This is a genomic window from Fluviicola sp. (assembly GCF_030151805.1).
Lineage (GTDB): Bacteria > Bacteroidota > Bacteroidia > Flavobacteriales_D > Crocinitomicaceae > Fluviicola.
The window spans coordinates 1-11079 of the sequence record NZ_JASLCN010000355.1; the positions used below are offsets into that span (position 1 = coordinate 1).

The 11079-nt window shown below is 41.5% G+C and carries 9 protein-coding genes; 3 read left to right on the forward strand and 6 right to left on the reverse strand.

Features of this window, described 5'->3' with window-relative positions:
* Positions 1-983 (forward strand): T9SS type A sorting domain-containing protein (locus tag Q1V93_RS13520; RefSeq protein ID WP_300665420.1); only part of this gene is annotated, 983 nt, incomplete at its 5' end.
* 166 nt (positions 984-1149) lie between these two features.
* On the opposite strand, the gene Q1V93_RS13525 is transcribed toward Q1V93_RS13520, so the two are convergent.
* From Q1V93_RS13525 to Q1V93_RS13550, 6 genes are all read right to left on the reverse strand, one after another.
* Entirely contained in the window at positions 1150-1761 is a 612-nt protein-coding gene (locus Q1V93_RS13525) for a fumarylacetoacetate hydrolase family protein (protein WP_300665421.1), read from the reverse strand.
* A 123-nt stretch (positions 1762-1884) separates the two neighbouring features.
* Positions 1885-2709, reverse strand: coding sequence for an exonuclease domain-containing protein (locus tag Q1V93_RS13530; protein WP_367183808.1), 825 nt, complete (start codon positions 2707-2709; stop codon positions 1885-1887).
* 263 nt (positions 2710-2972) lie between these two features.
* Positions 2973-5312, reverse strand: coding sequence for an OmpA family protein (locus Q1V93_RS13535; RefSeq protein WP_300665423.1), 2340 nt, complete (start codon positions 5310-5312; stop codon positions 2973-2975).
* A gap of 88 nt (positions 5313-5400) precedes the next feature.
* A complete protein-coding gene (locus Q1V93_RS13540; protein WP_300665424.1) occupies positions 5401-6747 on the reverse strand; it encodes a dihydrolipoamide acetyltransferase family protein in 1347 nt (448 codons plus the stop codon).
* A 72-nt stretch (positions 6748-6819) separates the two neighbouring features.
* Positions 6820-8772, reverse strand: a complete 1953-nt coding sequence (locus tag Q1V93_RS13545; protein ID WP_300665425.1) for a glycosyltransferase — start codon at positions 8770-8772, stop codon at positions 6820-6822.
* Between the two features lie 21 nt (positions 8773-8793).
* On the reverse strand, positions 8794-9171 hold the full coding sequence (locus Q1V93_RS13550) for a Rid family detoxifying hydrolase (RefSeq protein WP_300665426.1): 378 nt from the start codon (positions 9169-9171) through the stop codon (positions 8794-8796).
* 36 nt (positions 9172-9207) lie between these two features.
* Here Q1V93_RS13550 and Q1V93_RS13555 point away from each other — a divergent pair, with 36 nt between their 5' ends.
* Together Q1V93_RS13555 and Q1V93_RS13560 are read left to right on the forward strand one after the other, a co-directional pair.
* Positions 9208-9786 (forward strand): aminodeoxychorismate/anthranilate synthase component II, encoded by a 579-nt coding sequence (locus Q1V93_RS13555; protein WP_300665427.1) that lies wholly within the window; start codon positions 9208-9210, stop codon positions 9784-9786.
* A gap of 688 nt (positions 9787-10474) precedes the next feature.
* Positions 10475-10906 carry a DUF2147 domain-containing protein gene (locus Q1V93_RS13560; RefSeq protein WP_300665428.1) on the forward strand — a complete coding sequence of 144 codons (432 nt, stop codon included), beginning with the start codon at positions 10475-10477 and terminating at the stop codon, positions 10904-10906.
* Positions 10907-11079: the final 173 nt, after the last annotated feature.

Below are 11079 nucleotides of genomic sequence, written 5' to 3' on the forward strand. Positions count from 1 at the left end.
ATACTATTTACTTTTGTGACGACTACATTAGTTTAACTGATCTCGACTCTTCCATCTGCCTGCATGAAGAGCTTGGTATTTCCATCAACTCTTCACAACAGGATGCAATAATTTGGGAAATCCCAGGAATAGTTACTCAGACCGGATCTTCGTTTCTGTGGCAGGCGGATACTTCAGGAACTTTCAATCTCAATCTGAACAAGGAAAATAATCTTTGTTCATACAACGAAACCTACGAAATCATTATTCATCCTCTACCGATTGTTGATCTGTTGCCGTTTGCAGACGATAGTGTTTGTCAACAGACCGGTTTTATGGATCTTCCGACAGGTCTCCCCGTTAATGGAATATACTCCGGCGAGATTATCAATTCAAATCAGATAGATTTATCATTGAATACAGGCTCTTTTTATATTCAATATTATTACTCAGATCAATACGGATGTTCTTCAGCAGATTCCTCGTTACTGATAATTCTGCCTTCACCTGTCGTTCAACTACAGGGTTTTTCTTCAGATACAATCTGTATGCAGAATCAGGTACTTACGCTTCCAATAGGATTGCCAACAGGAGGGTTTTATTCGGGAACAGGAGTAAGTGGGAACGAATTCGATCCGAATCTTGCACCTGGTAACCATTACATTTTATACTCTTACACAGATTCTCAAAATTGCACCGCTAGCGATTCCACGTTGATCACTGTGGAAGATTGTCTTGCCCTTAATGAGAACGAAAAGAGCCTCTTCCATATTTATCCGAATCCATTTTCTTCCAATATCGTTCTAAATATTGATCAGTCCCTCGCGAGTCAATACTCATTAATCGTTTATGATATGTTGGGGAAAAACATATTTGAAGAACACGGAATCACGGAACAAATTCACTCTATAGATTTATCGTGGTTAGAACCCGGGATTTACACCATGTTGTTTTCTGAATATCAATCAAGTAGTTGTCAGAGCCTTAAATTAATCAGAAAATAATAGAGATAAAGATAGCCTGATTATTCCCTTTGTAGTAAAGTAAACCGATAGCAAAAGACATGTTTTCTAAATAATTGGTTCGACTTATGTATTGAACTGCGTACGAAACAAAAACGCCCGGAGTGACTCCGGGCGTTTTTAATATCTACTATTTTAAGTAATCCTCTTATTTAATTCTCAAATCCAAAATCTTTTCCTCGCCGATAAATCCTTCCAGATGATCGCCGATTGCAACCGGACCAACTCCAGCAGGTGTTCCGGTGAAGATCAAATCGCCGGTTTTGAGGGTAACGTATTGAGAAACAAAGGCAATAATTTTGTCGATGGAAAAGATCATGTCAGCCGTGTGACCATTCTGAACTGCTGTTCCGTTTTTCTTCAAGGTGAAATGAAAATCGTTTAAGTCCAAAGCACTCACCGGGATGAAATGTGTTCCCATCGGTGCGCTGTTGTCGAAAGCCTTTGCTTTTTCCCACGGAAGACTTTTCGCTTTGCATTGTTCCTGCAAATCGCGGGCAGTAAAGTCAATTCCCAGGGAGATTTCATCGTAATAAGAAGCTGCGAATTTCTCCTGGATGTTTTTCCCTACTTTTTTGATTTTCACCACCACTTCACATTCATAATGCAGGTCTTTGGTAAAATCGGGGATATAGAAATCGTTTCCGGCCGGCAAATAGGCCGTGTCGGGTTTCATAAAAAAAACAGGTTCAACCGGAAGCGGGTTGTTCAATTCCTTTGCGTGATCCGCGTAGTTTCGTCCGATACAGATAATTTTCATTTTTTTAAATTGAAAATGGATAATTGACAATTGAAAAGTGAGTTCGAAGAGTTGAAAAAGTGTTGCAAACAAAAGCAGTACTTTCTCTTCTTTTCAATTTTACATTTTCAATTATCAATTGAATTATTTTTTGAACTTGTTTTGCAGTGCCGCCAATTTATCTTCGATACTCGCGTCGGCATTTTCTGCGTCGCGTTTCTCCCGGCGTTTCTGCTTGATGCGTTCCATTTCTTCCCGCAGCAATTGTTTGGTATAAAGCGGAAAATCTGCGTCCATCATCCAACCGAAGTAACCTGGTTCGGATTCTGAGACTTCTTCCACCGTTTTTCCTTTGTGCTTTCCGAAATTATACGTCACCTGACCATCTTTCGTTTTTGCCAGTCTTCCGGCGAAATCATGCCATTCCTGGTTTCCCTGGCGCGAAAAATCGGAGAGTTCCGGGATGGTTTTTGCTAAATCCGGGTAGCGTTCCAATTGTGCTTTGAAAACGTCCAGCGTCACTTTCGTGTCGTATAGGGCATTGTGTGCATTCTCCATCGGTTCGTTGCAATAGAACTGGTAAGCCGCTGCCAAAGTGCGTTGTTCCATTTTGTGGAAGATATTCTGAACATCCACGAAACGGCGCTCGCTGATCTTGAACGGATGATTGATCCGTAGAAATTCTTCTGCCAGGATCGGAATGTCAAATTTATTGGAATTGTATCCACCCAAATCCGAATCACCGATAAACGCCGCAATTTCATCTGAAAGCTGCGCAAAGGTGGGTTCATTGGCAACCAAAGCATCCGTAATTCCGGTAATCTCTGCAGATTCTTTGGTAATCGGAATAGTGGGGTTGATGCGTCTGTAGAATTCACTCTGTTCTCCGTCCGGAGCGATTTTGATCAAAGCAATTTCAATAATTCGATCTTTTGCCACGTCCAATCCGGTGGTTTCAAGGTCTAACATGACAAAATTTCGGGTGAGAGATACATTCATACAGCTAAAGTTATGTTCAAAGATGGCGAAAATGTGGGGAAGTTTGATAATTGACAATTGAAAATGTAACATTGAAAAGTAGAAAACATTTTATAAGTAAGGGTAAGATGTATTCTTAGAATGAAAATACAACCTTTTCAATTAACCATTTTACATTCTCCATTCAATTGTTAAAACAAAAAAACCGGTCCATCTTTCGATAAACCGGTTTCTATGCAGATAAAACAAATTGCTTATTTCACAATAATGAACTCTGTTCTACGGTTCAATTGATGACCTTTTTCTTTTTCTTCCCAGGTCGGCATGTTTTCGATTTGAGCATCGGATACCTTCAATTTCGTTTCACCGTATCCTTTTCCGGAAATTCGGTTTGCAGCAATTCCTTTGGAAACAATGTAACGGGCAGAAGCTTTCGCACGTTGGTCGGATAATTTGACGTTGTACTCATCCGTACCGCGGCTATCCGTGTGAGAACCCAGCTCAATGTTGATTCCAGGATTTTCTTTCATGATCTTCACGATTTTATCCAGTTCTTTTGCAGCATCCGGGCGAATATCCCATTTGTTGTAGTCGAAATAAATCGGATTTACATTCAGACCGATATCCGTTCCGGCTTCGTTTTTAGCCAGTGAACGATCAATGCGGATTTCAGAATTTTCTGCCAGGGTCACAGGAACATCGTAGGTCATCGTCACATAACCTGCTTTTTCCAGTTTCAAGGCAAATTCTACATTGTCACCCTGTTTCATGCCGCCAAGTGTATCCGTTTTGTAGGATCCGTTTTTCCCGCTTGGAAGGCCGTATAATTTTTCTCCTGTTTTCTTGTTGATCAGGCTAATCGCAACACCATCCAGTTTTGCGTTTGTTTTGCTGTCTGTGATTGTTCCGACAACATAGTAAGGTTTCACCATCATCTGCTTGTCTACGTCCAGCCAGAACTCGCGGTAAACTTCGGAGTATTCTTTGTTACACTCTGTTTTGAATTTCTCCGTGTAGAAGTTTTTCTTCCCGTTTTTCTCATAAGAGAATGTAATGTCGTATTGTTTACAAGGTTCAAGTGCGTTCATAAACACACCGTCACGCATACGCGGGAAGATTTTCAGATCGTATGGTTTTTCGCAGTCCAGGCATTTCAGTGTAATGGAAACATCTTCCGGAAGCGGTTTTCCGCCGATCACGTGGATTTTTCCGTTCAATACAGCTACGTTTTTAACTCCTAAGTAGTTGTTCTTGATTTCGTAGATGTCCTTTTCACCCTTTCCTTCGGCGCGAAGCGAAGTCATGTAACCCGTCAATCCATCCACAGTGGTCGTATAGAACACATCATCACAGGTGGAGTTGATCGGGTAACCCAGGTTTTTCGAAGGCCCCCATTGTCCTTTGCTATCGAGGGAAGACATGAAAATATCGAAACCGCCCATACTTCTGTTTCCATTCGTTGAGAAGTAAAGTGTGCTGTTATCAATAGAAACAAACGGAGATTCTTCGTCCATCGGCCCGTTGATGTTTGGCCCAAGGTTCACCGGATCTCCCCAGCTTCCGTCTTTTTGTTTCACGGAATAGTAAATATCACGACCTCCGAAACCTCCTTTGCGGTTGGAAACAAAATACATTGTTTTTCCGTCCGGAGTAACCGTTGCATGCGTTTCCCAATCGCTGGTATTGATTTTCTTATTATCCAGATGTGTCACTACCTGGAATTTATTCGTTGAGAAATCGGAGTAGAAAATATCTCCGTTTCCTTGTGTATCCATATACGCGTAAACACGTCTTTCGTCCGGGCTTACAGCCAAAGTAGCTTCGTTTTGCAATGAATCACAGAATTCCAGTTTGATCGGATCCATCCAGGTAGAATCGAAATCGCGGTAGGATACATAAATATCTTCCGGGTATTGATTGTTTCTCGGGTCTAATCCTTTGTCGGAAGCACCGTTTGGCCATCTTCTTCTGGAAGTAAAATATAACGCTGAACCGTCCAATGAAATAACCGGAGAATATTCCGGGTTCTTGGTGTTTACCGAACTCCCCATGTTTTTCAGGTACACATTTTTCGGATTTGCCATTTCAGCTCTTGCTACTTTACATTGTTCCAAAAACAATTTCGCGAAGAACACATTGTTCGACTTTGCGATCGAAGTTTCCAGGAATTTGTTGTAAAATTCCTCTGCTTTGGAAATGTTTCCGGCCATGTGATAGCATCTTCCCATTTCGAAATACGCATCAACAGGAGCTGCTGTTTCTTTTGCATTGAACGGATCGTATTTTTTATCCGTTTTCAAAACAGCTTTTTCCAGATAAGGCTGAGCTTTTACAAAATCGCTCGACATTTCAAGGTAAATAAATCCTCTTCGGTAGTTGTAATTCGAACTGGCCGGCTGAAACTCGAGTAACCTGTCGACGATCATGCCTGCCTGGTAAAAATAACCCTCCTGGATCATAATAGAACTTTCCATAACGAGTTCCGATTCGGAACCATTACGGACTAATTCTGCCACACGTTTATCGTCATACTGGGCAGAAGACACAAAAGGGAAAAGGAGTGTTAGTAAAATAGTAGATTTCAGTAAACTCATTACGCTATAAATTAAGAAAGACCCACATCTTTTAGTTTAAGTATGTGGGTCTTACGGTCATTTTATTTTTTAGTTACAACGAAAGTAACTATAATTCTCGATTGATATCAAATTGTTCTAAATAATCAGCAACTCTTCTCACAAACTGACCTCCTAATGAACCATCTACAACGCGATGATCGTACGAATGAGATAAGAACATTTTATGACGGATTCCGATGAAATCTCCATCCGGAGTTTCGATAACCGCCGGCATTTTACGGATAGCACCCAAAGCAAGGATTGCTACCTGAGGCTGGTTGATAATCGGAGTTCCCATCACGTTTCCGAATGTACCAACATTCGTTACCGTATAAGTTCCACCCTGAATATCTTCCGGCTTCAATTTATTGTCGCGGGCATTTCTTGCCAATTCATTGACTGATTTTGCAATTCCCGTCAAATTCATGCGGTCTGCATTCTTGATCACAGGAACGATCAGGTTCCCTGAAGGAAGTGCAGTTGCCATTCCGATATTGATATCCTTGCGCTTAATGATTTGATTTCCGGACAGGGAAACGTTGATCATCGGGAAATCTTTGATCGCTTTCACGATTGCTTCCATGAAGATAGGAGTGAAGGTTAAGTTTTCTCCTTCGCGTTTTTCGAATTCCTTCTTCATTTTATTTCTCCAGTTCACGATATTCGTTACGTCAGCTTCTACAAAAGAAGTTACGTGAGGAGAAACATGCTTAGACATCACCATGTGCTCAGCAATCAGCTTACGCATGCGATCCATTTCCATGATTTCGTCTCCCGGGTTCACAGTAACAACCGGTTCTTTGATATTACTCAGGAACGAAGAACCTCCTGAAAGAACCGGTGCAGCTCCGTTTGATGCAGCCGGCGCAGCTTTCACAGCAGCTGGTTGTGCAACAGAACCTCCGGCTCCGCGTGTATCAATGTATGAAAGAATGTCTTTTTTGGTAACTCTTCCTCCCATTCCGGTTCCGCTGATAGCGTCGATTTCCGTCATGGAGATATTTTCTTTTTGAGCGATGCTTCGAACAAGCGGGGAAATGAATTTGCCATTTCCACTGTTTTTGTCAAGAGCGACTCCACCATTTGAAACAACTGCCTGTGCTGCAGTTACGGTATCAGCTACTGCTGCAACCGCTGCCGGCTCGGCTTTCGGTGCTACAGGCGCAGAATCTCCGTCTGTTGAGATAATTGCAATCACATCTCCAACTTGAGCAACCTGGTCTTTCTCAAATAATTTTTGAACCAAAACTCCTGCTGCTTCTGATGGTAATTCGTTATCAACTTTATCAGTTGCAACTTCTACCAAAGGTTCATCCATTGCTACGGTGTCACCAACTTCTTTTAACCAATTGGTAATGGTAGCTTCTGTAACGCTTTCTCCCATTTTTGGAAGACGAATTTCAATTTGTGCCATATAACGACTAAGAATTCTCGATTAATTTCGGTACAAAAATAACGGAAAAAATATGAAATTCACCAATGGTTTTTATTGATCTAATTTTTTCCATGCTTTCCACAAAATCCGGATGTCTCCGAAAACGGAATATTCGCGTGCATAAAGTAAATCCAACTTGGATTTCAGACTCTCGTCCAAACCGGATAAATGATCGGTTGGCGCCAGAATTCCTTTTTTGATTTTGGGTAATTGCTTGTTGGATAAATTACTTTCCCGGCTATAAGAAACAAGCGTTTTTCTCCCGCTGATCAGTTTGATCAGATTGCCGAGGAAACGCAACTTATTTTTGTAAAACCAAATCAGGAATGGAGAACAAAGCAGGAGCACCAAACCGGCAATGAAATCGAACAGTCTTTTTTGACGCTGTTTTGCAGGTTGACTAATGGCATTGATCTCCAGGATATATAAATCTCCGGCAGTTTCGATGGAATTTGATCCGATCAGGTACTGGCTGTCCGGTTGTGCGATCTTGTAATCGACTGTTAAGTCGGGAATGGCGATCATCCAGTGGATAATGTCTCTTGCACTGGTATCTTTTGCACAGAAAATAATTTCGTCAATGCTGTGAACGCGGACAATTTGTTCCAATTGGCTCATCGAACCCAGGGAATTTGCACCGTGATCTTCATCCAGGGAAACAGAAACGATCTTGGCAATTTTCGGCTGTGTCTGGTGTAAAAGAAGTGAAACGCGTTCAAATTCTTCCTGTGAACCTACGATTGCAAAATTGGCGTGTTTTCGGCCGTTAATGGTGAAACGCTTCCCGATTGCCACGTGAAGAATGCATCTCGAAAGAATAAAATAAGCAACGATCCACCCGGCTCCAAGCAGGATGAAAAGTCTGGAAAACTGCCATTCTTTCGGGAAAAGTGCATACAGAATGAGAATTAATGCCGTTCCGATTGCTCCTCCTGAAACGAATTTCTTAAACGTGACGGGTGGATCATACGCACCCTGAAGCGCCATGGAAGTCATCCAGATACATGTATAGCCGAGAATCAGGATAGAAGTAACTTCTTCCGGGAAATCAATTTGTGCCTGATGCCAGTAATTGGTTAGCGCAAACAAGCCAAGCAGGATGTAAATCGTGTCGAAAACCGGCAACGTAATCTTCCGGATAAAGCGCATGGCAATTGCCAGTCCGGCTCTGAAATAGATCGCGGAATTGATCAGGAAGGAAAACAAACGGGCATTTTTCTGCGAGAAATGTTTCCGGGCAAAAATGACCATGGCGCGGTAGAACACGAAAACGTAATTCACCGAACTTTTCTTGGTGCTTTCTCCTTTGTAGTGAATGATCCGCGTTTCCGGGAAATAGACATTCTTGTAACCGCCTTTGATGATGCGGTAAGACAAATCAATGTCTTCACCGTACATGAAAAAAGCTTCGTCCAACAATCCGACTTTGTCGAGAGCCTCTTTTCGCATCAGCATGAACGCTCCGGAAAGAATTTCGATTTCGTTGGTTTCGAATTCGGATAAATAGCCCAAATGATACCTCCCGAAAATTTTTGATTTCGGGAAAATACGCGAAATCCCGAAGATTTTGTAGAAAGCGACTGCCGGAGTAGGCAAGCCTCTTTTGGATTCCGGCAAGAAAACTCCTTTTCCGTCAACCATGCGAACTCCGAGTCCGCCGACATCCGGATGCTCATCCATGTATTTTACGACTTTGAAAAGTGTGTCCTCTTCAATCACCGTATCGGGATTCAGCAACAGTTGGTATTTGCAGGAGGATTGCTCCATGGCCTGGTTGTTTGCTTTGGAGAATCCTTTGTTGTCTTTATTGGCAATAACGTGCACCCATGGAAATTTCTCACGAACCATTTCCACCGAACCATCTACGGAGTTATTATCAACCATCCAAACTTCCGCAGGTTCCTGCTTCATGGCTTCTGCCACAGAGTTCAGACATTGCTCCAAAAAAAAGACAACATTGTAGTTGACAATAATTACGGCAATTTTTGGAGTAGAATGGGTCACAATATGGGTGTACGAATTAATTTATTTTACGGCAATACAAGAGATTTCAATCGGTACATTCATCGGTAATTTAGAAACCTGAACCGTTTCTCTTGCCGGGGGAATATCCTGAAAATATGAACCATAAACGGCATTCATCTCGGAAAATTGTCCGAGGTCCGTCATAAAAATGCTGCATTTCACAATGTGATTGAGTGTCATGTCAGCTTCTTTCAGCAATACCTCTATGTTTTTCAAAATGCGGTGTGTAGCTTCTTCAATAGAACCGATTTCCAGTTCGCCGTTAAAGGGGTTCATTGGAATTTGTCCGCTGACATAAACAGTATTTCCACTTACGATTGCTTGACTATATGGTCCGATCGGAGCCGGAGCACCCGGAATTTGAATTGCCTTTTTCATCGATTCTTTTTTGCAAGTTTAGTAATTTTGGTGCACATGCGGTTTTTATTAGTAGATAACTTCGATTCCTTCACATACAACATTGTTCATTATTTGGAGCAATGCGATGTGGAAGTGGAAGTTGTGACGAATGTATCTGTCAACTGCAGTACATTGGGGCAATACAATGCCGTAATTCTTTCTCCCGGTCCGGGTTTGCCGAAGCAGGCAGGAAAGTTGATGGAGGTCGTGGAAAAAGCTTTGGAGAACCAAATTCCGGTTTTGGGAGTTTGCCTGGGAATGCAGGCGCTGGCGATTCACGGTGGAGACGAACTGTACAATCAGCAACAAGTGAAACACGGAGTAGCTGAGCCAGCAAAGCGAACAACTCCTTCAGCATTTTATAATGGAATTCCCGAATCCTTTGGAGTGGGATTATACCATTCCTGGGCAGTTCGCCTGAATCAGGATTCACCTTTTATTGCAACGGCTTATTCAGAAAACGGCGTGTTGATGTCGATGGAAATTCCCGGGAAGAAGATTTACGCCGTTCAGTTTCACCCGGAAAGTATCCTGACTCCGAATGGTTTGCAGATGATCCGGAATTTTGTAGGGATTGTTCAGAGAGAGATCTGATTAAGTTGAATTGCATGAGTAAATTGCACGGATTCGTAAAATTGCGAATTGCCGTTTTGCCATCATTCAAATGATTCAATTTTTCACAATACAATCTTGAATACTCCTTAAATTGGGAGCAAAAACGCAAAGCTGCTTTTTCCCATATTACTCTGTTTCGATGAAATGTAAATTCGCAATTTTACGAATCTGTAAATGATTGTTCGTGAAAGATGTTTTTCAACATCCAGATGCATCTGTTATTCATTATGAAACAACGTATTGTCCTAAAATATAGGGGATGAAATGAAAAGATACTGATATCAAATATCCGTGTATTTTCTTCTCCCGCAAAAGAGCGCAGATGTTAGCAGAAAATGAGAGACTTTTTAAACTTGACTCAGCGGTCCTCTGCGTCCCTCAGCGGGAAATTTCAAAAACCACCTAAATTCCGGGACAAGTCATTAAACAATAAAATAGAATTGATTCATAACTTAAATCTTAGTCGTCTTTGTCTTGATATGATCAGAGAGGAACGAACTGATCACTCGACAGGACAGAATTATTGTCAGTTCAGGTAGCGAAATGATCATGAAGCATATCGGGAACAAATGTACAGAGATTAAAATGAGATTAGAATTACATCATGGGGTGTTAAATCTTATGCATTCCTAATGAAAAAATGTATATTGGGGTAAAATTTGAAAGTATGAAATGGATAACCACATCGTTATTTCTCTTGTTTTTTATCGCAGCGAAAGCCCAAACTTGTATTGGAACCTGGGTGACAATCGATGATAAAACAGGGAAGAAGAAATCTAAAGTTGAGCTTTATAAGAAAGATGAAAAGCTGTATGGTAAAATCATCTATTTGTATCCGCGAGAGGGAAGAGAAGACAATCCGAAATGTAAAAAATGTTCGGACGACAGAAAAGATCAGCCGTTGGTTGGTTTGCAAATCGTTCGCGGATTGAAATGGGATGGAGGAGAATGGGAAGACGGAACGATTCTTGACCCTGAAAACGGCAAAGTGTATACTTGTTCAATCTGGATTGATCGCGATGACTTTAATAAATTACATGTTCGCGGATATGTGGGGCCATTCTACAGAACGCAAACCTGGATTAAGAGTACGGATTAAATCAGAAGATTACCGAATATAAAAAGAAGGGACGCGATACATCGGGGATTAATCAGAATGCGCACCCAAATATAGAATACTAGAAAACGGCTCTCATAATTGGGAGCCGTTTCTTTTTGTCTGACAAAATATTCAACTGTAAAATCATAAATAGCTTAGAAAAATGAATTACT

Excerpts from the sequence above, each read along its gene's own strand:
- Q1V93_RS13525 (WP_300665421.1), bottom strand. The coding sequence starts at position 1,761 with ATGAAAATTATCTGTATCGGACGAAACTACGCGGATCACGCAAAGGAA.
- Q1V93_RS13530 (WP_367183808.1), bottom strand. The coding sequence starts at position 2,709 with ATGTTAGACCTTGAAACCACCGGATTGGACGTGGCAAAAGATCGAATT.
- Q1V93_RS13535 (WP_300665423.1), bottom strand. The coding sequence starts at position 5,312 with ATGAGTTTACTGAAATCTACTATTTTACTAACACTCCTTTTCCCTTTT.
- Q1V93_RS13540 (WP_300665424.1), bottom strand. The coding sequence starts at position 6,747 with ATGGCACAAATTGAAATTCGTCTTCCAAAAATGGGAGAAAGCGTTACA.
- Q1V93_RS13550 (WP_300665426.1), bottom strand. The coding sequence starts at position 9,171 with ATGAAAAAGGCAATTCAAATTCCGGGTGCTCCGGCTCCGATCGGACCA.
- Q1V93_RS13555 (WP_300665427.1), top strand. The coding sequence starts at position 9,208 with ATGCGGTTTTTATTAGTAGATAACTTCGATTCCTTCACATACAACATT.
- Q1V93_RS13560 (WP_300665428.1), top strand. The coding sequence starts at position 10,475 with ATGAAATGGATAACCACATCGTTATTTCTCTTGTTTTTTATCGCAGCG.